This is a genomic window from Streptomyces sp. BoleA5, assembly GCF_000373665.1.
Lineage (GTDB): Bacteria > Actinomycetota > Actinomycetes > Streptomycetales > Streptomycetaceae > Actinacidiphila.
Genome location: NZ_KB892091.1, coordinates 139,505 through 162,136, shown reverse-complemented (window position 1 = coordinate 162,136; position 22,632 = coordinate 139,505). Strand labels below are relative to the sequence as shown.

The 22,632-nt window shown below is 70.6% G+C and carries 17 protein-coding genes and 4 pseudogenes; 8 read left to right on the top strand and 13 right to left on the bottom strand.

Annotation, left to right across the window (positions count from 1 at the left end; genetic code table 11):
• From B085_RS0104675 to B085_RS0104660, 3 genes are all read right to left on the bottom strand, one after another.
• Positions 1-1,362 carry an ABC transporter permease gene (locus B085_RS0104675; protein WP_018557400.1) on the bottom strand — a complete coding sequence of 454 codons (1,362 nt, stop codon included), beginning with the start codon at positions 1,360-1,362 and terminating at the stop codon, positions 1-3.
• Positions 1,359-2,300, bottom strand: coding sequence for an ABC transporter ATP-binding protein (locus tag B085_RS0104670; RefSeq protein WP_018557399.1), 942 nt, complete (start codon positions 2,298-2,300; stop codon positions 1,359-1,361). The genes B085_RS0104675 and B085_RS0104670 overlap by 4 nt, the downstream gene beginning before the upstream one ends.
• A 1,166-nt stretch (positions 2,301-3,466) precedes the next feature.
• The gene (locus B085_RS0104660; RefSeq protein WP_018557397.1) at positions 3,467-4,498 is read right to left on the bottom strand and encodes a LacI family DNA-binding transcriptional regulator; all 1,032 of its coding nucleotides are present in this window, start codon (positions 4,496-4,498) and stop codon (positions 3,467-3,469) included.
• Positions 4,499-4,786: 288 nt separating this feature from the next.
• Here B085_RS0104660 and B085_RS0104655 point away from each other — a divergent pair, with 288 nt between their 5' ends.
• The 4 genes from B085_RS0104655 to B085_RS0104640 are packed head-to-tail and all read left to right on the top strand — an operon-like array spanning position 4,787 to position 9,588.
• Positions 4,787-6,292, top strand: a complete 1,506-nt coding sequence (locus B085_RS0104655; protein ID WP_018557396.1) for an alpha-N-arabinofuranosidase — start codon at positions 4,787-4,789, stop codon at positions 6,290-6,292.
• Positions 6,293-6,351: 59 nt separating this feature from the next.
• Positions 6,352-7,707, top strand: coding sequence for an ABC transporter substrate-binding protein (locus B085_RS0104650; protein ID WP_018557395.1), 1,356 nt, complete (start codon positions 6,352-6,354; stop codon positions 7,705-7,707).
• Positions 7,708-7,717: 10 nt separating this feature from the next.
• Positions 7,718-8,683: a carbohydrate ABC transporter permease gene (locus tag B085_RS0104645; RefSeq protein WP_018557394.1), complete on the top strand. Its 966-nt coding sequence runs from the start codon at positions 7,718-7,720 to the stop codon at positions 8,681-8,683.
• Positions 8,680-9,588, top strand: a complete 909-nt coding sequence (locus B085_RS0104640; protein ID WP_018557393.1) for a carbohydrate ABC transporter permease — start codon at positions 8,680-8,682, stop codon at positions 9,586-9,588. Before B085_RS0104645 ends, B085_RS0104640 begins: the two co-directional genes overlap by 4 nt.
• A 223-nt stretch (positions 9,589-9,811) precedes the next feature.
• On the opposite strand, the pseudogene B085_RS48030 reads toward B085_RS0104640, so the two are convergent.
• The 3 genes and pseudogenes from B085_RS48030 to B085_RS0104630 form a co-directional block, all read right to left on the bottom strand.
• A pseudogene (locus tag B085_RS48030) lies at positions 9,812-9,931 on the bottom strand (TIGR00730 family Rossman fold protein); the annotation flags it as partial.
• Positions 9,932-10,118: 187 nt separating this feature from the next.
• Positions 10,119-13,874, bottom strand: a complete 3,756-nt coding sequence (locus tag B085_RS0104635; protein WP_018557392.1) for a kelch repeat-containing protein — start codon at positions 13,872-13,874, stop codon at positions 10,119-10,121.
• 204 nt (positions 13,875-14,078) lie between these two features.
• Positions 14,079-14,666, bottom strand: coding sequence for an RNA polymerase sigma factor (locus tag B085_RS0104630; protein ID WP_051101950.1), 588 nt, complete (start codon positions 14,664-14,666; stop codon positions 14,079-14,081).
• Positions 14,667-14,675: 9 nt separating this feature from the next.
• Between B085_RS0104630 and B085_RS0104625 the strand changes: the two genes are divergently transcribed.
• Together B085_RS0104625 and B085_RS0104620 are read left to right on the top strand one after the other, a co-directional pair.
• Entirely contained in the window at positions 14,676-16,070 is a 1,395-nt protein-coding gene (locus B085_RS0104625; RefSeq protein WP_026250670.1) for a serine/threonine-protein kinase, read from the top strand.
• A 134-nt stretch (positions 16,071-16,204) separates the two neighbouring features.
• Positions 16,205-17,002, top strand: a complete 798-nt coding sequence (locus B085_RS0104620) for a DUF4232 domain-containing protein (RefSeq protein ID WP_018557389.1) — start codon at positions 16,205-16,207, stop codon at positions 17,000-17,002.
• A gap of 36 nt (positions 17,003-17,038) precedes the next feature.
• Here the strand turns inward: B085_RS0104620 and B085_RS0104615 are convergent, their stop codons facing one another.
• Positions 17,039-17,506, bottom strand: a complete 468-nt coding sequence (locus B085_RS0104615) for an SRPBCC domain-containing protein (RefSeq protein WP_018557388.1) — start codon at positions 17,504-17,506, stop codon at positions 17,039-17,041.
• 68 nt (positions 17,507-17,574) lie between these two features.
• Between B085_RS0104615 and B085_RS48025 the strand changes: the two are divergent.
• Positions 17,575-18,123, top strand: a pseudogene (locus tag B085_RS48025) (IS982 family transposase); the annotation flags it as partial.
• Between the two features lie 32 nt (positions 18,124-18,155).
• On the opposite strand, the pseudogene B085_RS51845 reads toward B085_RS48025, so the two are convergent.
• The 3 genes and pseudogenes from B085_RS51845 to lgt all read right to left on the bottom strand — a co-directional run.
• Positions 18,156-18,242 (bottom strand): annotated as a pseudogene (locus tag B085_RS51845) (integrase); the annotation flags it as partial.
• A 3-nt stretch (positions 18,243-18,245) separates the two neighbouring features.
• Positions 18,246-18,444 (bottom strand): annotated as a pseudogene (locus B085_RS50450) (IS5/IS1182 family transposase); the annotation flags it as partial.
• Positions 18,408-19,385, bottom strand: coding sequence for a prolipoprotein diacylglyceryl transferase (gene lgt / locus B085_RS41220; RefSeq protein ID WP_051101949.1), 978 nt, complete (start codon positions 19,383-19,385; stop codon positions 18,408-18,410). The gene lgt and the pseudogene B085_RS50450, both read right to left, overlap by 37 nt.
• 123 nt (positions 19,386-19,508) lie before the next feature.
• Here lgt and B085_RS0104600 point away from each other — a divergent pair, with 123 nt between their 5' ends.
• Entirely contained in the window at positions 19,509-20,000 is a 492-nt protein-coding gene (locus B085_RS0104600; protein WP_037731305.1) for a MarR family winged helix-turn-helix transcriptional regulator, read from the top strand.
• Positions 20,001-20,117: 117 nt separating this feature from the next.
• Here B085_RS0104600 and B085_RS0104595 read toward each other — a convergent pair whose 3' ends face one another.
• From B085_RS0104595 to B085_RS0104585, 3 genes are all read right to left on the bottom strand, one after another.
• Positions 20,118-20,327: a hypothetical protein gene (locus B085_RS0104595; protein ID WP_158689656.1), complete on the bottom strand. Its 210-nt coding sequence runs from the start codon at positions 20,325-20,327 to the stop codon at positions 20,118-20,120.
• Positions 20,324-21,763, bottom strand: a complete 1,440-nt coding sequence (locus B085_RS41215) for an MFS transporter (RefSeq protein ID WP_078619790.1) — start codon at positions 21,761-21,763, stop codon at positions 20,324-20,326. Before B085_RS41215 ends, B085_RS0104595 begins: the two co-directional genes overlap by 4 nt.
• A gap of 296 nt (positions 21,764-22,059) precedes the next feature.
• Positions 22,060-22,629: a rhodanese-like domain-containing protein gene (locus B085_RS0104585; RefSeq protein WP_018557382.1), complete on the bottom strand. Its 570-nt coding sequence runs from the start codon at positions 22,627-22,629 to the stop codon at positions 22,060-22,062.
• Positions 22,630-22,632: the final 3 nt, after the last annotated feature.

Genomic DNA, 22,632 nt, shown 5'->3' with positions numbered 1-22,632 from the left:
TTATCCCTTCGGGGAGGTGGCGAGCAGTTCGACGTTGCCGTCGAACTGCCAGAGCGGGTTCGGCGCGTCCCCCACGGGGGTCCGTACCAGGAAGTAGCCGTTGACTTCCTTCGGTCCGTCGCCGTCGGCGACGTACCGCCCGTCCGGAGTGACGTCGAGCTGGTAGATGGCCTGGCCCGTGGTCGCGACGTCGGGGAGGTGCCAGGAGACGACGCAGCGCCAGTCGTTGCCGGCGCCTTCGGCGCCGTTCGCGACGCCGCCCTTGGTGCACGCCGCCGTGGCCTTGAGCTGGTTCTCGGTGACGGCGGGGCGGTTGAGCTGGTCGGTCTGCATGCGGTACAGGTGCGCGAAGGCCGTGGCGACCGAGCGCTGCACCTTCTCCTGCTCGATCCCGGAGCCCGTGGCCGGGGTCGCGACGGTGACGACGGCGACCGTCGCCGCGAGCAGCCCGGCCAGCGGCAGGGCTCCGGCGAGGAGCGCACGGCGCGCCGAACCGTCGTCGGTCAGGTTGGTGAAGTCGCGCCGCAGGAAGAGCAGATAGGCCAGGACCGTCGCGGTCACAGCCCACACCAGGCTGACCGCGATGCCGATGAGCAGCGGTGCGAGCTGCTGGGGGCCCGTGAACAGGCCGTTCCAGGAGATGAAGGCGTATCCGGGCAGGGCCAGGCGTACGGCGACGGGGAGCGGCATCATCTGCGCGAGCTGCATCGCGAGGGCGACGAGTGCGGGCAGCAACAGCCCCATCGGGGACCGCCCGAGGGCGATGGAGCCGAGCAGGCCGATCCCGGCCAGGGCCAGGGTCGGGGCGAGGGCGCAGGCCCAGGCGAGGAAGACCTGCCCGGCGGCGTCGGACGGCGTCAGCAGGTGGCCGTCGAGACCCACCAGAGCCTGGTTGCCGACCGCCACGACCCCGCCGACCGCGCTCGAGCAGGCCATCCCGGCCACGAGCAGGAGCAGGACGGTGAGGCTGGCCAGCGCCTTCGCCGCGAAGATCCGGCCCGGCGAGCGGACCGCCACCAGCAGGTGACGCCAGGTGCCGAGCCGGTCCTCGGAGGCGAACACGTCGCCGGCGACCAACGAGGTCAGCAGCGGGAGCGCCCAGGTGCCCGCGAAGCCGAGCACCACCAGCGGCCCGGCCCATGCTGTCGCGTGCATCCAGCGGCCGAAGAGGGTGTCGACGGGGAGCGTGCCCTGCTGGCTCACCGCGGCGACGAAGAGCGCCGGCGCGACCCAGCAGGCCAGGACCAGCAGGCGGATCCGCCACTGCGAGACCAGCTTGACCAGCTCGAAGCGGTAGCCGCGCGACACCGGGACGCGGCGGGTGGGGACAACGTTGTCGGCGACGACGGTCGCGGCGGTCATCGACCGGCCTCCTGCTGCTGGGTGAGGGCGAGGAAAGCCGCCTCCAGCGGGGAGACGACGGGCGCGAGTTCGCGCAGAGCGATGCCCGCCCGCACGAGCCCCACCACGAGTTCGTCGAGGGCCGGCACCAGCGCGCGCACGACGAGCACGTTGGCGTCGTTCCGTATGCCGGCGTCGTTGACGACGCGGACGCCGTCCGTACCGAGGGCCAATTCGCGGGCGGAGTGCGCGTCGGAGGTGAGCAGCCGGTAGTCGAGTTCACGGTTCTCGGCGGCCAGTTTGCCCAGCGGGCCCGAGAAGACGATCCGCCCGGTGGCGAGGATGGTGACCTCGGAGCACAGCGCCTCCAGCTCGTCCATGCGGTGGCTGGACAGCACGACGGCGGTCCCCTCGTCCGCGAGCCGGGTGAGGACTTCGTAAACGTGCCTCTTGCCCGCCGGGTCCAGGCCGTTGGACGGTTCGTCCAGCACGAGCAGCCGGGGCCTGGTGAGCAGGGCGGCGGCGAGCCCGAGCCGCTGGCGCATGCCGAGCGAGAACCCGCGGACCCGGTCGTCGGCGACGTCCGTGAGGCCGACCTGGGCCAGTACGTCGTCGATCCCGGCCGTCCGCGCGTCCTGCCCGCGGAGCGCGGCCAGCGCGGCCAGGTTCTGCCGGGCGGTGAGCGACGGGTAGAGGCCGGGCCCGTCCACGAAGCCGGCGACACCGTCGGGCGCGGCGAGCGCCCGCCCGACCGGCGTGCCCAGGATCTCGAGACCGCCGCCGTCGGCGACCGCGAGGCCCAGCAGCAGGCCGAGCAACGTGGTCTTGCCCGCGCCGTTCGGTCCGACCAGGCCGTGTATCTGTCCCTGTGTCACGTCGAGGTCGACGCCGTCGAGCGCGACGACGTCCCCGAAGCACTTCGTGATTCCGCGAGCGCGGACCGCGAGGAGTGTGTCCATGAGTCCCTTCTTCCTCAACGCCCAGGACCTTAGGAAGGGTGTGGGCCCCCGCCAGGGACGATCGGTTGAATGGCCATTGAACGTATCGTCAAGACATCGGCAAGTCCGGGTGTGCGAAGTGTGCGTCATCGAGACGGACTTGGACAGAACAGGTCGCAGGTCGCAGGTCGTAGGTCACAGGGCGCGGGCCGGGACCGGATGGGCGGGCTGCCTGCGGCGGTCTTCCGGCGGGGTGTGACGGTCGTCGTGGGAGGCAGGGGGTAGCTGTGGTTCAGGTTCGAGGATGGTGATGTCGAGGCTGGTGATGGTGCGGTTAGCGTCCGGGCGGCCGTCTTGTTGGTGGTCGTGGTAGCGGGAGATCGGTGACTTGACCTATCGGGTGCTGACACGCGGGCGCCTTGGTGGGAGGAGCCCGGCCAGGATCCGACGGCCGATGACGCCGATGCTTGCACCGCCTGTGATGCCGGCGGCCTGGACGACCAGGTCACGGGCTAGCGGGGATGGTCCCTTCGGCCAGCACTGGTGGCGTTACGGTGCGAACCGCTCCTCGAGCTCGCGGGGGTGGTCCGCTTACGCCCTACGGCGCGAACGGCTTCGGCGGCTGCTCCTTGCGTCAGCGGGGATGGTCCCTCCAGCACCGACGTCGGCGTCATCATCGAACGCCATTCCCCGTTCCCGCGGGGGTGGTTCCAGGATCAGGAACTGGGGCTGGACGGCCTGGTGCTGTTCCTCGCGTCTGCGGGGATAGCCCTAGTCCGGGCTTGGATGTTGTCGGTCGGTGATGAGTTCGTCCGGCGTCAGGCTGAATGGTGCGGGGTGGAGCGGTGGGCGGTCCTGGCGTAGCCGTGGTGTCGTCCATGCCCGTCCAACGATCAGCACCGGTGCCTGTCGTGTTCAACTGAGCCACCGCAGGTTGACGCGCCGGTAGCGACTACATTGCCAAACCACCACGCCGGTCGAACTCGGGGTCGGTCGTGGTGATCGCTTCCGGGATGGTGAGTCGGCGCGTCGCAACAGGAGTAGCAGATCATCGGCTGGTGAGGTGTCCAGGTCGCTGATCATGGCTGTTGGCCCGTACCTTGGGCGGGCGGCGGTACGTAGCGGAGGATGTGTCGACGGCGCGCTGGTGTGAAGTCGTGTCGTTCACCGTTACCCGAGACAAGTATTTACTCACTCGTTCGTGAAGACGTCGTGCTCTCCCGGACGAGGAGCCGATGGGCGGCGGTTACTTCGCGCAAGTCATACCTTCGCGTGCCACGCCGGCCGTGGATCTGCTGGTCCAGCATCTGTACGGCGGCCCGGGCGATCTGTGCCTTGTCGGGCGCGACGGTGGTGAGGGTTGGCGTGCTGTACCGGCCGTCCTCGATGTCGTCGAAGCCCGCGATCGCGATGTCCTGGGGGATACGCAGGCCCTGGGCGAGCGTGGTTCGGTGGGCTCCCAGTGCCAGGAGGTCGTTGAAACAGAAGACTGCTTGTGGGGGAGGAGCTGTGGCGAGCAGGCTTGCCATGATTTCAGCACCGTCGGAGCGGTGGTAGGAGTTGGTGGGCGGGGCAAGGGCTTCGTCGTAGGGCAGGCCGGCCGCCGTCAGAGCTTCCTTGTATCCGGCGAGCCGCAGGTGGGCGGTGTTTGCGCTGGGGTTCGTCTGGCGTCCTATCGCGGCGATGCGGGTGTGCCCTAGGGAAATGAGGTGCTCAGTGACCTCCCGCGCGGCTCGCTGGTTGTCGATGGCGACGTGGTGGGTGGGACCGTCGATGACGCGTTCGCCGAGCAGCACGAGTGCGGTGGTGTCGGTGCGGTCGGCCAGCTCGTCGGCTCCCACCGTGATGGGGCTGAAAATGAGGCCGTCGATGCGCTGTTCGCGGATGCCTTGGAGGACCTCGCGTTCGCGTTCCGGTCGCCCGTCGGTCTGTTCGATGATGGTGGTCCACCCTTGCTCGGTCGCAGCGTCGATGACAAAGCGTGTCAGCTCCGCGAAGTAGGGCGCGTCCAGTTCCGGCAGTGCCAGGGCGATGACCCCGGTACGGCCCTGGCGCAGGTTCCGGGCGGAGAGGTTGGGACGGTAGTTCAGCTCCGCCAGGGCGAGTTCAACCTTCTCCCGCGTCGGCGGCGCGACGTATGTGTTTCCGCTGACCACGTTCGACACGGTCTTGACCGAGACTCCGGCCAGGGCCGCGACGTCCTTGAGACTGGCTCCCACCAAGTCACCTCCATTACGCCGCGGAAGGCGCTGTCGCTAGGGCGCCGAGGCCCACACTGGCACATCGCGCCCCCGGGGGCCGGCAACCGCTGACCACCTGGTTGAGGTCGCGAAGCGAAAAAGTATCCTACGAAGACTTTACGACGCTGTTCCAACGATGTAATCGTACTCCTCACAGACGACGCGCCTCGCCGCGCTATAGCTGTCCGCCTCCGGGCTGGAGTCCCCACCAGCCCGGAGGCGGGCGGCACTCGGCCTCTTCACCTGCAAGATCCAGGAGCAACCCGCATGGTCACTGCCCGTCTCACCCTCGACCCGGCCTTTCAGGTCGGCGGCATCGACCGCCGGCTGTTCGGCTCCTTCGTGGAACACATGGGCAGATCGGTCTACACCGGCATCTTCGAGCCCGGACACCCTGAAGCAGACGAGCAGGGCTTCCGGACCGACGTCCTGGAGCTGGTCCGCGAGCTCGGCGTCACCACGGTGCGTTACCCGGGCGGCAACTTCGTGTCCAACTACCGGTGGGAGGACGGGGTAGGGCCCGTGTCCGACAGGCCCCGGAGGCTGGACCTCGCCTGGCGCAGCCTGGAAAGCAATGCTTTCGGCCTCAACGAGTTCATGGCATGGGCCACAAAGGCCGGCGTGGAACCGATGATGGCGCTCAATCTGGGCACTCGCGGGGTGGCCGAGGCGCTGGACCTGCTGGAGTACAGCAACTACCCCTCGGGCACCGCGCTGTCCGACCTGCGCCGTTCCCACGGTGTGGCCGAGCCGCACGACGTACGCATGTGGTGCCTGGGCAACGAACTCGACGGACCATGGCAGATGGGCCACAAGACGGCCCACGAGTACGGGCGGGTGGCGGCGGAAACGGCCCGCGCGATGAAGCGCTTCGACCCCGCCCTCCAGCTCGTCGCCTGCGGCAGCTCCAATGCCTACATCAACACCTTCGCCTCCTGGGAGGCGACGGTACTCGAGCACACCTACGAGTTCGTCGACTACATCTCGCTGCACGCCTACTACCAGCCCGAGAACGGAGACCTCGACTCGTTCCTGGCCAGCGGCGAGGAAATGGACCGTATGATCTCCGCGATCACGGCCACCGCCGACCACGTCGGGGCGAAGGTCCGCAGCGACAAGAAGATCAAGCTGTCCTTCGACGAGTGGAACGTCTGGTACCAGAGCCGATTCGGCGGTGAGTCCTCGCTTCCGTGGCGAGAGGCCCCCGAAATCATCGAGGACGTTTACGACGTCACCGACGCGGTGGTGGTCGGCAGCCTGCTGATCACCCTGCTCCGGCACGCCGACCGGGTAGGGGCAGCCTGCCAGGCGCAGCTCGCAAATGTCATCGCGCCGATCACGACGCGCGCCCAGGGGCCAGCCTGGCGGCAGACGATCTTCCACCCCTTCGCCCGCACCGCGCGCCACGCCCGCGGCACGGTGCTGCGCGTGGAACCGCAGTCGCCCCTCGTGGACACGGTCAAGTACGGACCCGTGCCCGCCCTGTGGGCCACCGCGACCCACGACGAGGAGACCGGGGAGGTCGTGCTGTTCGCTGTGAACCGCAGCCGGCACGACAACCTGGCCCTCGCCGTCGATCTGCGGGCTTTCCCCCGGCACCGCGTCGCCGAGCACGTACTCCTGCACGACGCTGACCCTTCGGCGACGAACACCGAGGCCGCTCCCGAACGTGTGCAGCCCGTCGACGTGGCCGGCACCAAGATCGACGACCTGGTGCTCAGCACCGACCTGCCGCCCGTGAGCTGGACCATGATCCGCCTGACCGCTGCCTAAGCGAAGCCAACACCGCTGTCCACGGGTCCAATGGCGGGCCCGAATCCAAGGAGCAGAGAATGCGCAGCATTACCTCGTCCATCCGCCCGGTCGAGCGGAGAGCCTTCCTCGGCGCGGCCGCCGGAGTGGCGGCCACCGGCTTCCTTACCGCGTGCGGCGGCGGAACGAAGGTCGGCGCCGGGCAGAACAAGGCCGGCAGCGCCCCGACGTTCAGCGGCGGTGAATACAAGGGGCCCAAGGTCACGCTGGAGTACTGGAACGGCTTCACCGGCGGAGACGGCCCGCACATGCAGGCCATGGTGGCCGCGTTCAACAAGAAGTACGAGGGCCGCATCACCGTCAAGAACACCACCCGGCGCTGGGAGGACCTGTACCCCGCCCTGCCCACGGCCATCAGCGCAGGCAAGGGCCCGGACGTCGCCGTCATCCACAACGACCAGATTGCGACGTTCGCGGTACGCGGCACCCTGGTGCCGCTCGACGACGTGGTGTCCGCCCTGAAACTGACCGAATCAGACTTCATACCAGCGGTCTGGCAGGCCGGTGTCTTCGACGGCAAGCGCTACAGCGTCCCGCTCGACGTGCACTGCCTGGCCGACTACTGGAACAGCTCCCACCTGACCCGCGCGGGACTCGACAAGGCCCCCGGCGACCGTGCCGGCTACGAAGGGGCCCTGAAGGAACTGCAGTCCGCAGGGGTCGACCACCCGTTCTGGATGCCGAACAAGTGGCCGGCGCACCTGATGTTCATGAGCCTGCTGTGGCAGTTCGGAGGCGAGCTCTACAACCAGGAGGGCACCTCCGCGCTGTGGGGCTCGGACGCGGGGGAGGAGGCGCTGGGCTGGATGGTGGAACAGATTCGCAAGGGCTACAGCCCCGCCCAGGTCGCTCAGGACTCCCAGTACAACGCCTTCAAGAACAACAAGGTCAGCTTCACCTGGGACGGCATCTGGCAGATCAACGACCTCAAGTCCACCGCCTCGAAGATCAAGTGGGGCATGTCCGCCATCCCCACGATCGGGTCCACTCCCGCCGTGTGGACGGCCAGCCACAACTTCGTACTGACCTCCCAGGCCGGACGGGACGACAACAAGATCCAGGCCGCCAAGTTCTTCATCGACTACATGAGCGAGCGCTCCACGGAGTGGGCGCAGGCCGGCATGATCCCCGCGCGCAACAGTGTGCGCTCCCAGGCCGAGGTGGCCCAGCTCCCCCAGACGCCACTCGCCGCCAACGTCGACGTCTTCCGCTTCCTCCCGGCGCTTCCCGGCCTCGGCGACGTGCAGAGCAAGGCCCTCGAACTGGCTGTCCAAAAGGCCGTCCTGGGGCATCAGTCACCCGCCGAAGCCCTTGCCGACGGCGTGAAGACCGCCAACAAGATCCTGGCCGAGAACAAGCAGAAGTACGCGAAGTGAGGCGATCCGGGTGCGACGGCTGAAAACCCCGCCGTCCAGCACGAGTGAACCGCGCGTCCCGGACCGCACCGCGGTCCGGGCCGTCTCACGGTCCTACCAGTGGTGGACGCCCTACGTGTTCATGGCACCGTACCTGGTGCTCTTCATCACCTTCGTGGTGGCCCCCATCGGCTTCGGACTCTGGATCAGCCTGCACGCCTGGGACATCAACCTGCCGGCGAAACCCTTCGTCGGGCTGGACAACTACCGAGAGCTGTTCGACGCCGACGGCGTAGACGCCCCCCGGTTCTGGCAAGCCATGCGCGCCACCGGCATCTTCACCCTGCTCTCGACGCCCTTGCTGCTCATCGTGCCGCTCTTCACAGCCATGCTCATGAATGGCAGGTTCCGCGGACGCAACCTCTACCGGGCCGTCTACTTCGCACCGTACGTACTCGGCGTCGCCGTCGTGGGACTGCTGTGGCGGTTCCTACTGGACGGCAACATCGGCCTGGTCAACCACTACCTGGGCGCGCTCGGCCTGCCGGACGACATCCAGTGGACCACCGACACGCCGGCCGCCTGGTGGGGTCTCGTGCTGGTGACCGTGTGGTGGACCCTTGGACTGAACTCTGTCATCTACCTCGCCGGTCTGCAGGACATCCCGGCGGAGCTGTACGAGTCCGCACGGGTCGACGGGGCCAACGCGTGGCAACGCTTCCGGCACGTCACCCTGCCGGGCCTGCGACCGGTGGCCCTGTTCGTCGTGAACTCCACCCTGCTGGCCTCGGCCAATATGTTCGGCCAGGCATACATCATTACCGGCGGCGCGCCGGCAGATGAGACCAAGACAGCCATCTTCCTCATCGCGGAGACCGGTCTGCGCCGCTTCGAGATGGGGTCGGCGTCCGCCATGAGCTTCATCCTGGCGCTGGCTCTGATGGCGGCCAGTGCCGTCGTCTTCCGCGTCTTCCGTGAACGCCAGGAGGACCGATGACCAACAGCCAGACCGCAACCCGGCGGGCGGCGGACACGGAGTACGGCGGAGAGCGGTCCTCCGCGACACCGTCCCCGGCGGCCCGTCGGATGCGCCGCTCCCTGCTCCACCTCGTCCTGGCGATCGTGGCGGCCCTGTACCTGAGTCCTCTCCTGTACATGCTGGTCACCTCGTTCAAGACCGGCGAAGCCGCCGGGTCGACCGATCCACAGTGGATCCCTTCCCCCTTCACCGTGCAGGCCTATAAGGACGTCCTGGGCGCCACCGACAGCCCCGTCCTGCGGTGGCTGTTCAACAGCGTCTTGGCCGCCGCTGCGCACGCCGCCCTGGTCCTGGTGACGGCGACCCCCGCTGCCTACGCACTCGCACGGTTGCGGTTCAGAGGGCGAGGAGTGATCTTTACGTCGATCGTCGCCACCCTGTTCGTGCCGCCCATGGTCCTTCTCATCCCGAACTTCCTGATCGTCAACGAGTTCGCCTGGGTGGACAGCCTCCCCGCGGTGATCGTGCCAGGCGCAGCAAGCGCGTTCGGCGTGTTCTTCCTTCGCCAGTTCTTCCTGACCGTGCCCTTGGAACTGGAAGAAGCAGCCGAACTCGACGGCTGCAACCGCTGGCAGATCTTCGTCAAGGTGGTCCTGCCCCTGTCCAAGCCGGCACTTACCACGCTGGGCATGCTCGCCTTCCTCGCCAACTGGAACGACTTCCTGTGGCCCTTGTACGTGCTGCTCAGCCCGGAGTCGCTGACCTTGCCCGCCGGCCTGGCCAACTTCCAGAACGCCAACAACATCCACTACGACCTGCTGATGGCGGGAGCCGTGATCGCGAGCGTCCCCGTCCTTCTGCTCTACATCGTGGCCCAGCGCTGGGTCATCGAGGGAGTCTCCCGATCAGGTCTCAAGGGATAGATCGCTCTGGGGAACTGGAGCGGCCATGAGCGGCAAAAAGGGCTCCAGGCGGCAGGTGATTGAACGGAGATTCAGGCGCGGCCGCAGGTGGCATGACTGGTCGGGTGAAGGCCTCGACGTTAGAAAGAGAAAACGAGCTTCGAGGCTCTCGGCCGTGCGTGCTGCGTCTGGCAACTTCGCGAGCAAGACCGAGCGGGCCGAGCGCGCCGAGCAGGCTCGCGCCGTCCTGAACGCCTGGAACGGCTCCGCCACCACGCCCGCCGAGCAGTTGCGCGAACTCACGGGCCGGCCGGGTCCAATGCTCGTCGAGGTCGGCGGCGGACAGGAAGACACAGATGTTCAAGGCGGGGGAACGGTCGGCGTCATGGTGCCGACCGTACGTGCGCGGCAGCGTGCCGATGCGGTCCATTTCCCGCGACGGAAGTCCGGACCAATTCGCCCGCCCCGGAACGGCGGAGACGACACAGGCGGAGCCCCTCGGGGAGGTCGGGTGACCTGCCCGAGGGGCCCGGTGCTGCGTGACGACCGCGTCAGTGGCCCGCGGCGTTCCTGACGTGCAGCGCGACCGGGATCGGCGGCACCCAGTACGGCGTGTCGGTGCGCAGGATCACCGACGCCGTCCAGTCGCCGGGAGTCCGGAGGCCGCGGGCGTCGAGCGTGACCGTGAATGTCGCGCTCGCGCCCGGGCGCAGCGTCAGGCGCCCGGGGTTCTCCGAAAGCCAGGACACGTCGGTCTCCGTCTGGTCCCAGCCCGGCAGTTGCCGGGCGGTGGCCACCGGGACCGGGAAGCGGCTCTGGTTGCTGCCGCCGACCTGGTACATCCCCGGGGCCCCGCCGCCGCGGTAGAGCGCGGTGGGGGCGTCCGGCAGACGGGTCCAGGTGTCGGTGCCCGGGTCGTAGGCGTAACCCTCGGGGGTGAGGACGCGGTTGATGCCGACCCGCTTGAAGCCGCCGGAGACCAGGAGCCGTCCGTTGGCGGCGGCGTACGAGGCGGTCGCCAGGCCCGTGGGCATCGCGGCGACGGGCTGCCAGCTGTCGGAGGCCGGGTCGTAGACGTAGGCCGCGCCCGTCTCGACGTACTCGTGGTTACCGCCGGCGCAGTACAGCTTGCCGTTGATCGCGCCGCACGACTCCCAGCTGACGGTCTGCGGGTAGTCGGCCGCCCGGGACCACGTGCCGGTGGCCGGGTCCAGCACGGATACGGTGCTGGAACAGCCGGTGTTGGTGCATCCGCCGACCACGTAGAGGCGGCCGCCGAGCACGGCCCCCGCGGCGCCGTAGCGGCCCTCGGGAATGTCCGGGCCCTTCGACCACGTGTTCCGCGCCGCGTCGTAGACCTGGGTGGTCGCGCTGACCTGCTCGCCGGGTCCCCAGCCGCCCACGGTGTACAGGAGGTCGCCGATGAAGCCGTGCGCGGTGGCCTGGCGCGGTTCGGGCGCGCTCGTGCCGCGGTTCCAGGTGCCCGCCGCGGGGTCGAGGACGTACAGGTCGCCGGTCGGGGTGTCGCCGTCGCCCGTGCCGAGCGCGGAGTACAGCCGTCCTCCGTGGCTCTCGACCGCGTTGTCCATCACCGGGACCGGCAGGTCGGGCAGGGAACGCCATGCCGTGCCGGGCGCGGCGGTGTCCGGACCGGTGCCGGTGCGCTCGCCGAGCCGGAGGGTGAACGGAGCGGTGCCCGTGTTGCGCACGGTGACCTTCCGGGTGACCGTGCCGCCGGGCGCCGTGGTCGCGTCGATGCCCGTGACGTGTGTCGACAGGCGCCCCGCCTTCAGCGCGAACGAGGCCTGCGACGTCCGGTCGGCGGGTACCGCGACCGTGCGGGAGGCCGTGCTGTAGGAGGGCTTGCCGGCGGCCACCTTGTGGCCGCCGTTGCCGGGGACGAACAGGCGGTACAGGCCGTCGCCGACCCGCGGGTCGCCCGCGGTGGCCAGGGTGGGAGCCACCGGTCCGTCGCCGGAACCGGACCGCACCTGGGCGCCGATCAGCCCGCGCCGCGTGTTGGCGTCGGTGACGAGCCCGGTGAGCATCCCGCCCCGGACCGGGGTCAGGACGCGCTCGGCGACCGTCACGTCGTCGACGGCCCACAGCTGGCCGGGACCGGTGAAGTGGAAGCGGACCTGCACCGCGCGCTCGCCGGCCCAGGCGGTCAGCGGAATCTCCACCCGTCCGCTGCCCCACCCCTGGTCCTGATGCCACACCGTGGTCCAGTTCCTGCCGCCGTCGGCGGTGACCTCGACGTCACCGCTCTGCTCGGCGGAACCCTCGTAGTCGGTGCTGAAGGCCAGTTCCGGATCACCTGCGCGGCCGAAGTCCCAGACCGGGCCGGTCAGTACGGTGTCCATGGCCACGTCCCAGCCGGCGTGGTCGTTGTCCGCGACGGCGAACCCTCCCGAGCCGCCGGTGTTGTTGCCCCGGCCGCCCGGGTCGCCGAACGACCAGCCGTGCCCGGTGCCCGCGAGGTCGGTCACGCTCCAGCCCTTGGGCGCACCCGACGTGGAGTCGAAGGGCTCGGTCCCCAGCGTGTCCACGCGCAGCCGGTACGCCGGATTGTCGGTGGCCCAGGTGTCGGCGGGCAGCCCCAGCCCGACCTTCAGGTCCGTCCGGCGCACGTCCACCGTGCGGGTCAGGGACAGGTAGTCGGGGTCGTCGCCGACCACGTGCAGGGTGTACGTGTGGTTCTCGGGCAGATCGAGGCGGTACGCGCCGGTGACGGCGTCGGACCACACGGGGGCACCCGGAACGCCGTCGACGGTGATCTTGGCGTGCAGCGGCCAGCCGTGCCCGGAGGCGTCGGTCACGGCGCCCGACACGCGGTGGGTGGCGAGCTTGAGCAGCGCGAGGTCCCGGGTCGCCGAGGCGCCGTCGGCGAGGTCGACCTGCGTGGCCGTGCCCGGCGCGTAGCCGTAGGCGGTGACGGAGAGTTCGTGGCGGCCGGCGGGCAGCGCGAGGGTGTAGTGGCCCGCGCTGTCCGTGGTCGTGGAGAACAGGCCGCTCCTCACCGTCGCCGCGGCGACGGGTGCGTGCGAGGACCGGTCGGTGACGGTGCCGGAGAGCGTGCCGTGCGGCCCCATGCGAAAGGCGTTGAGGCCGTGGGGGGTGCCGAGGCCGGTGGGGCCGTCGTAGCCGGGGCCGGCGGTGCACAGGTAGGCGGGCGCGCAGCGGCCGTTGCTGCCCTCGGTGACGTCGTTCAGGCCGCCCGCGGCGTACGGGTAGACGTTGGGGTGGGTACCGGCGACCGGGGCGCCGGCGTTCGCGTACACACCGGCGATGATCGGCGCCGAGGCGCTGGTACCGCCGGCCACGCCCCAGCCGCCGGAGCCGTAGCTGTCGTACACCGCGACGCCGGTGGCGGGGTCGGCCACGGCCGAGACGTCGGCAACGGTGCGCCCGGGGCATCCGGTGTCCTGCTGGAAGGCGGGCTTGGGCTCGTGGAGGGAGCAACCGGAGCCGGCGCCGCCGCCGTCGTGGTCCCACACCGACTCGGTCCAGCCGCGGGACGTAGCGGGGTCTTTGGTGAGCGAAGTGCCGCCGACCGCCGTGACGTACGGGGAGGCCGCGGGGTAGGCGACGCCGTAGCGGGAGTCGCCGGACGAGGCGATGATCGCGACGCCCGGGTGGTCGTAGTGGACGTCGAGGGCGGACTCGGCCGGGTCCTCCGGGTAGAAGGCGTAGTTGGAACCGTAGGAGTTGGAGACGTACTGCGCACCGAGCGCCACGGCCTGGTCCACGGCGGCGCCGAGGTCGTCGCTGGTCGCGGTGTCGGCCTCGACAAGGACGATGCGTGCGTTCGGGGCGATCGCGGAGACCATGTCGAGGTCGAGGGAGATCTCGGTGGCCCATCCCGGATCGGGGTCGGGGTAGGCGGTGCCGCCGCGCTGGTCGGCCTTGGTGAAGCAGCCGTTGGCGGTGGTGCAGGCGGGCAGGCCGTACTGAGCGCGGTAGACGGCCAGGTCGGCCTCGGCGTCGGGGTTGTCGTAGGCGTCGACGATGGCGATCGTGCGTCCCGCGCCGCCGTTCGCGGGCAGGCCGTAGGCGCTGAGCAGATCGGACGGCCCGAATCCGTCGGGGGCCTGTCCGGCCGTCCGGAACCCCTTCCGGGCCGGGACGTCGGTGCGTCGCAGGCCGAAACAGGTGAATTCATGCGGTTTTGCCGGTCCGCAGAGCGGCTCGACGTGGCCCGGTTGGGTACGGGCGGACGCCTTCGGGGCCGGAAGGGCGGACTCCGCGGCGGCCGCCGGAGCCGGTCCCGCGGCGCCCAGCGCGGCGAGCGCGGCGATCACCGTCACGCTGGCCGTCCCCGCACGGAGGGGCGACCGTCGCCCCCGTCGCGGAGTGATCCAGTTCAGTATGGACAAATCACAACTCCTGTGTACATCCTGCGCGGCGGCACACACCGCCCCTGGATCAATGAGTTGCGTGGCGGACCGGAAAAGTTCACCGAACTCTCGATATTTCTTCGGGAAATTCTCTCCGGACGCCGCCGGACCCTCTCAGCCGGGGTCCACCAGCCAGCCCCGCACCTGACGCCGCGCGTTGTGCAGGCGGGACTTCACCGTGCCCATGGGGACGCCGAGCTGCTCCTCGATCTCCCGGTACTCCATCTGACAGATGTCGCGGTACACCAGGGGCGCGACGAGCTCCGGACTGACGCTCTCCAGGCGCTCCAGCGCCTCCAGCAGGTCGATGCGCGTGCCGGCGATCACGCTCGTCCGGCGCGGATCGGGCGTGTCGGTGTCCGTCACGGACAGCGACTGCTCACCGCGCCGGCGCTTGAGTTCGCGGTACTTCTGCCGGCAGCAGTTGGCGACCACCGTGTACAGCCAGGTGTGGAACCGGCTGCGGCCCTCGAAGGTGCCGATCTTGCGGGCGACTTGGAACAGGACGTCCTGTGCGGCCTCCTCGGCGTCCTCCCGGTGCACCAGGAAGCGGCCGCATCGCCGCAGCACCTCCGGCCGGATCCGCCCGAGCAACAGGTCCAGGGCCGCGGAGTCGCCGGCCGCCGCGCGCGCCGCGAGTTCCTCTGTCCCCTGGTCGGACGTCACGGGGGTCCTCCTCGGGTCGGTGGGCGCCCGGTGCATGATATGCCTATGCCCCCACCTGATCAGATCGGCCGTTATCGGCTTGTGCGGCCGCTCGGAGCAGGGGCGTTCGCGATGGTGTGGCTCGCGCACGACGACACCCTGGAAGCCCCCGTCGCGGTCAAGGTGATGGCGGAGAACTGGGCGTACCGCATGGATCTGCGCGAGCGCTTCCTCGCCGAGGCCCGGCTGCTGCGCAAGGCCGCCTCCAGCCGCCTGGTGCAGGTCTTCGACATGGGAGAACTTGCCGACGAACGCCCTTATTTCGTCATGGAGTACGCGGACCGGGGCACGCTGGAGGACCTGCTCGCCGACGGCCCGCTGCCCCTGCACGACGCACTGCGGCTGACCGCGGAGGCCGCCCGCGGTGTGGCAGCCCTGCACGAGGCGGGGGTGGTGCACCGGGACATCAAACCGTCCAACGTCCTGATCGGCACCGCACGGGACGGCACGCAGCGGATCCTGGTGGCCGATCTCGGTCTGGCCAAGGCGCTCGCCCAGGCGTCGGGCCTGACGATGGTCGCAGGGTCGGCCGGCTACATGGCGCCGGAGCAGGCGACCCCCGACGGGGGCGTGGACGTGCGGGCCGACGTCTACGGGCTCGGGGCCGTCCTCTACCACCTGCTGACCGGTACGGTGCCCGGCCCCGCGGGGCGGATCACCCGGCCCGACCGGCTCCGCCCGGGCCTGCCGGCCGAGGTGCGGCGGGCGGTGCTGCGCGCTCTGCGGACCGACCGCAGGAAGCGCTGGCCGGACGCCGGGCATTTCGCAGCCGAACTGGAGGCACTGGCCGCACGTCATGGCCGTCCCGTCACCGGCGGGGCGCTGCGGCGGCTCGGGGGGCACCGGCGCGCTTCGGTGCTCGCGCTGTGCGCGGTGCTGGCGGCAGCGGCGACCGGCGCGGGCCTGCTCGCCACCCGTACGGCTCCGCCCCGGACCCCGGCGACGGTCGCGGTGAGCGACGCCACCGGTCGGATCACGGTGACGGTGCCCGCGGCGTGGGGCCGCGAACTGGTCGGGGGCGGGTGGAACCCGAAGGCGCTGGGGCTGCCCGGTGCCCAGGAGCCCGGGCTCGTCATCGCCGCGGACGCCTCCCGCTGGCCGGACCTGGAGGCGCGGGTCGACGGCGTCTTCGTCGGACTGAGCGAGCACGGCGACCTCGCCGGCCGCGTCGGCGCCGTCCGACACGACCTCTGCCGCCGTCAGGAGTCCCGCGGCTACCACGGCACGAAGTGGCGCGGCCGGGTCCGGCACTGGACCGGGTGCGGCACTGCCGGCGGGTCGATCGACGAGATCAGCCTGGGACGTGACGGCGCCGTCCAGCCGCAGGTGTACGTCCAGGTCAGGCAGGACGGTGGCGCCGACATGACCGACGCCGTCCTCGGCGGCCTCGACGTCGATTGATCATCACGCGGAAGGACCGTGAACTTCTGCCGGACCGGTGGCATCCCCCTATGAGGAGGGTCGCCCTCCACTCCGAGGCCCGCCGACCGCCCGAGGCGTCGCGGCCGCACCACAGGACGGAAAGAGGAACAGACGTGGCGAACCAGCACCACGACGTATCCCCGGCGCGGCAGCACGGCGGCCGCCCGGCGCTCGCCGGCCGCCGCGCACGCCGGGCCGGTATCCCCGTCCTTCTGGGCGCCGCCCTCGCGACGGCGGTCCTCAGCGGTTGCGCGAAGGGCGGCGGCAGCGGCGACGTGAGCGCCCCGCGGACGCTCCCCGGCTCGGCGAACCCGGCGAGCGGTGACGCGACGGACTCCGCCCCGGCTGACACGTCCTCCGCCGCGGCGCCGGGCACCACCGCTTCCCCCGCAACCGGCGCCACAGGCAGCACCGGCACGCCCGGCACGCCCGGCACGACGACCACCGCGAACGGCGGCAGCGGCGGCACCGGCGCGACAGCGGCCGGCGCCGACCGCTGCCACACCGCGGACCTGCGCGCCGCCATCGGCCCGAACGACCCGGGCGCGGGCCAGGAGAACTTCCCGGTGGTCCTCACCAACCGGTCCTCCCGCACCTGCACCGTCTACGGGTTCCCGGGCCTGGCGTTCGTCAACAGCGCGGGACAGCAGGTGACGGTGGACCCCGAGCGGGACACCGGCCTGCCGAAGCGGCGGGTCACCCTGGCGCCGGGCGCGAGCGCCTGGTCGCCGATGTCGTTCAGCAACCCGGACATCACCGGGGTCACCACTGTGGTCCCGGCAGCCGTACTCGTCACGCCGCCGGACGAGCGCACGTCCCTGCGCGTGTCGTGGAACGGCGGCAAGGTCTCCAACACCGGCAAGGCCTCGGTGCCGCGGCTCGGCCCGCTCCAGGCGGGCACCGGCGCCTGATCCCGCCGGGCCGCGCACGACGGCCCGGCGGCCCCGTCACTCTGCCCCGGCGCCCTCGACCAGTCGGGCGAGGTGGTCCAGGGCCATCCGTGTGCCCGTCTCGTTGTCCTCGCGGGATATGACATCGGGGATGCCCTCGTGCACGACGACGACGTCGGTCCCGCCGTCCACCGCGGTGAGCGACGTCGTCATCGTCATCGTGCCGTGCAACGCGGCGTCCTCGGTCTCGAACTCGATGACCTCGATGACCAGTTCGTCCGGGACGAGGCGCGCGAAGTGCCCGTGGTAGGTGTCCGTGTGCGCGCCGGACTTCCCCTCGCCCTGTTGCCCGTCGTACGTCAGGGACACCCTGAAGCGGCCGCCCTCGCGGGCCTCGAAGGCGTGGACGTGACCGCTCATACCGTCCGGGACGCGCCACTGTGCCACCGTCCGCGGGTCAAGTAGCGCCCGGTACACGGCGGCGGGGGTCGCCCGCACGCGGCGCGAGACCTGTGTGGAGTACATGCGGGCCACCCTAGACGAGTCTGTCCGAATGGCTGCGGGCATGAAGAGAGGGTGTTCAAGATCCGTTTGTGACGACGGAACTGAACACCCTCGTGACCGCACTGTACGTGAAGATCGACGATGAGTGGGCCGGGATCCTCCGCCTGCCCGGATGTCCGCCGAAGCTCAGTCACTCGGAGTTGCTGTGCCTGGCAGTCATGCAGGCACTGCTGGGCTTCCACAGAGAGGCCCGCTGGCTGCGGCACCTGCGCGCGCACTACCGACACCTGTTCCCGTACATCCCGCAGGACTCCGGTTACAACAAGCGGCTGCGGGCCGCGCTGCCGCAGGTCAAGCGAGTGATCCGGACGCTGGCGAGGGACACGGACTTCTGGCATGACACCGTGTGGATCGCCGATTCCACTCCGGTGCCGTGCGGGATGTCCCGCCCCACCGTCAAGCGGTCGCAACTGGCCGGCTGGGCGAACTACGGCTACTGCGCGTCGCATTCACGGTTCTTCTGGGGACTGCGGCTGTACCTGGTGTGCACGCCGGCCGGGATGCCGATCCTGTGGGCCCTGGCCGATCCGAAGCTCGGCGAGCGCGAGGTACTGGCCGCGATGCTGGAGATCGACGCCGACCCTGGGAAGGTCCGCCAGCTCATCGACGTTGGTCGTCCGCCCCAGCGCAGACCCTTCTCGCTGCGGACGCGAGCACGCTCCTTCCGCTGGGCGGCGAGGACGTCGGGGTGCCGGGCATAGCTGGTGGTGGGCGTCTCGTGGTCGCGGGTGAGAGGGCGGTGCAGCATGATCCAGCGATACTCTGCTTTACCTCCCAGCGTCTTTGCGCGACGTGAAACCCGCAGGTCTCCGGGCCCCTGGTGACGACTTCGATGTCGATTTCGAGGTTGGCCCCGGTTCAACTACGGCGTTCTTGAAGCCGACGTCGACCCAGCTCTCGTTGGGGCGGGTGTATCGGTGGGCGAGGCAGTCGTCGTTCCAGGTGCCGGGCCGTTCTTAAGGCACTCGTTCCGCGGGGTGCCGGTGTCGGGTTCGGCGTCGTCTGTTGGGGGCGTGCTGTTCGCCGGGGTGGGCGGTTCGGCCGAGGGCCGGGCGCGGCGGGTGGCGAGGAGGTGGGCGAGGGCGCCGGTGAACAAGACGGCGGAGACCCAGTCGTTCAGGCGCAGGCCCAGGAAGTGGTTGGCGTGGTCGATGCGCAGGGCTTCGATCCAGGCCCGGCCGACGGTGTAGGCGAGGACGTAGCAGGCGAACAGCCGGCCGCGGTTCGGCCGGTAGCGGCGGTCCAGCCACAGCAGCAAGGCCATGACGCCCAGGTCCCACAGTGACTCGTACAGAAAAGTCGGGTGGTACAGGGCCACGGCGGGGCTGTCTTCGGGCCGGTGGGCGGGGTCGATCCGCAGCGCCCACGGCAGGTGGGTGGGGCCGCCGAAGAGTTCCTGGTTGAAGTAGTTGCCCCAGCGGCCGATGGCCTGGGCGAGCACCAGGCCGGGGGCGAGTGCGTCGGCGAAGTCTGCGAGCTTGATGCCGCGGCGGCGGCAGCCGATCCATGCGCCGACCGCGCCGAGTGCGACCGCTCCGGGGATGCCGAGGCCGCCCTGCCAGATGTACAGGGCGCGTATGGGTTGCCTGCCCGGGTCGAAGTACAGCTCCGGGTCGGTGATGACGTGGTAGAGGCGCCCGCCCAGCAGCCCGAAGGGCACCGCCCAGAGTGCGACGTCGGCGATGTCGTCCCGGTTGCCGCCGCGTGCGGCCCAGCGTCGCTGGGTGAGCCACACGGCTGTGAATATCCCGGCGATGATGCAGAAGGCGTAGGCGCGGAGCGGCACCGGACCGAGGTGCCAGACTCCCTGGGAAGGGCTCGGCAGGTATGCCAATTTCATGTCTGGACTGCTCTCCAGGCGCCGGTCCCGGCACGGCGCCGGGAGGATGCGTACGAGATTACATCGGACACCGAACTTTTCGTGGGGCCGGGCCAGAGAGCCGTCCCGGGCTACAGTTCCACCATGCCCCCGCAGCCCCACTCCAAGGCCCCCGCAACCCCTCCGGGCGCCGCGACCCCGGACGCCCGCAGGCTCACCGAGGCGGTCACCCGGCTGCGCCGTGCGCTGCGTGCCTCGATCCGCACCGACTACCCGTGGGAGACGCTGCCCATGGCCCAGGTCGAGCTGCTGCAGGTGCTCGGCGAGCACTCCCCGGCCCGGATCGGGGACCTGGCAGCGCGGCAGCGGCTGGCGGCGAGCACCGTCAGCGGCCTGATCGGACAGATGATCACCGCCGGGCTGGTGACCCGCGAGGTCGATCCCGCCGACCGCCGCGCCTCTGTGGTCGGCCTCACGGACGCCGGCCGGGACCAGCTCACCGCCTGGACCCTCGCTCACGAACGCCGTCTGGAGACCGCCCTGTCGTCCCTCGACGCCGCTGACCGCGCCGCCTTGGCAGCCGCGCTGCCCGCCCTGTTCCGCCTCGCCGAGCACCTCGACGACACCGGCGCCTGACAGTTGCACGGGGGCAGGGCCGTGCAGCCCCGACTGCCGTCGTCGCGGTGGAGATGTGGGCCACTGGGCGGTAACCGTCTTGCGTGAGCACGCGCTTTGCCCCTCTCGGCCGCCCCGTCACCTCGACTGGTGCGAGCGGGCGACCAGATACCCCTGCCGTAGGGTCAGCACGGTCCACAGCCCGGCAACGGCCGCCGGCCGGCGGGAGTGCCCGAGCAGCGTTCCGGTCATCACGGTTGCCGTGACCAGCAGGTCGACGCCCGCCGCCCCCGCGTCCCGCACCCACCGCTCACGCGGCCCCCTGACCACACCGTGATGTTTCCTCATCCGAGGCGTCCGTTCCTTTCCGCGAGGCTCCCGCAGCGGGCGACCTCCGGTCGGTCATGCCGGGTGCCGAGCACGGTGGCAAGCACGGTCAGCACCGCCACCGCCAGCAGAACCGCGGCCGCCGTCCTGGGCCCGTCGAGCGGTCCCTTGCCCGGAGCCAGGTGCAGTGCGAGGGCGACCAGCGCCACCCCGAGGGCGGTACCCAGACCGCGGGCCATGTTCACCAGACCGCCACCGGTGCCCGAGTAGCCGGCCGGGATGGCCCCCATGATCATCGCGTTGTTGGCCGGGGTGAACGTACCCAACCCGATCCCGAGGAGCCCGAGCAGAGGCGCAAGCCAGCCGGCGGAAAGCGGGGCGACCAGCAGAACGGCCAGCGCGCCCACGCACACCGCCGCCCCGAACAGGCAGCGGCCGGAGCCGGTCAGGGAGCGCGGCACGACCCTGTCCGCCCCGGTCGCCGCGACCGCGAATCCGGCGGGCAGCGCGGTCAGCACCAGCCCGGCGGCCAGCTCGGACGAACCGGTCGCAGTCATCGCGGTCGGCACGAGGACCAGCGGTCCGAACAGCACCAGGTAGCCGCTCAGGGCCCCGGCCAGCCCGGCCGACACCGCTCGCACCCGTAGCAGGGCCAGATCCAGCAACGGCGCCGCGGTCCGCCCCTGCCGCCGTACGAAGCCCCAGCCCGACCCGGCGGCCACCGCGAACAGCACCGCGACCGCCCACCCGGGCACCGGCAGCCCGGAAGCCGCGGACAGCCCCAGCAGCCCGCTGGTGGTCGCGACCGCCAGCAAAGCCAGTCCCGGCCAGTCGAAGCCCGCCACCGGCTGCCGACTGCGGGTCCTCGGGAGCAGGTAGTGGCCGGCCACCAACGCGACCAGGCCCACGGGCACGTTGATGCCGAACACCCAGCGCCAGCCGAGCATGGCCACCAGTGCCCCACCCACCGTCGGCCCGAGCGCCAGCCCGAGCGCCTGCGCGGCCGCCTGCACTCCGAGCGCGGAGCGCATCTTCTCGCGCGGGGCGCTCGTGGCCACCAAGGCGACGCTGTTGGCCTGCATCATCGCCGCCCCAACCGCTTGCACCACCCGGAAAGCCACGAGCGCCCCCAGCGACGGGGCCAGACCACAGGCCGCCGAACCGGCGGTGAACACGACGAACCCGTACAGGTAGAACAGCTTGCGGCCGTACGCGTCCGACAGGCGCCCCACCGGCACCAGCAGCGCCACCAGGACCAGCAGGTACGCCAGCGACACCCACTCGACAGCTGCCAGCGACGCGCGGAACTCCTGTCGCAGACTTCCGTACGCGAGGGTCACGATGCTCGCGTCCAGTTGCCCCATGAACGCCCCGAAGCACACGGTGACCACGGCCAGCCACCACGCGGAGGGACGGCTGCTTATCCGCTCCGGGCGAGCACGCTCATACAACAGGATCGCGCTCAATTTGTTGCGCCGCGCCGCAAGAGGAGGTGCCGTCCGGCCGGTCACATTTCCTCCTACTCGCACCTGTGGTCACTGTCGCGCTGGACGCCCACAACATTACATCGGCTACCGAAATATTTTGTTGCCGATGCTTGGCGCGAAGGTGACCTCCGGTCCGCGACTCGGGCGGGCGTCAGTCCTGCGATCGGCTGCCGGGGCAGCGGTCGATCGACGATGACAGCACCGTTGACTGGTGCGATGCGGGTCCGGCTCCGCGGACGAGAGCGGAGCCGGTGAGGCCGGGCTCGTTACTGGTGGAGGGCGGCGAGGGTGTTGTCGAGGTCGGCTGCGGCGGTGCGGGGGCGGTTGTAGGGGAGCCTGCCGAGGAGGTTGCCCATGGCGCAGGTGTCGGTGAGGGCGGAGTAGACGAGGCCGGCGCCGATGGCGGCGGAGAGCCAGCGGGCGCCGGGCAGGGCGAGGTCGGCGAGGATGCCGACGAGGACGAGGGAGCCGGCGGCCAGGCGGACTTGGCGGTCCATGGCCCAGGTGGCGCGGCCGTCCGCGGGTCGGTCGAGGGGGTTGCCGTCCTGGGCCCAGGCGGTGGTGCCGCCGAGGAGGGTGGCAGCGGGGATGCCGGCGGCGGCGAGCTGGTCGCAGGCGGTGGCCGAGCGGGCTCCGGAGGCGCACACCAGGGCGAGTTCGCCGCGTTCGGCGGCGGCGCGCAGTGCGGGCAGGGCGCGCTGGATCTGGTCGAGGGGGATGTTGTGGGCGCCGGGGATGTGACCGGAGGCGTACTCGCCGGGGGAGCGGACGTCGATGACGGTGAGCTGGCCCAGGCGGGGCTGGAGCTGTGCGGCGGTCAGGGGTGTGGGGGCCATGGG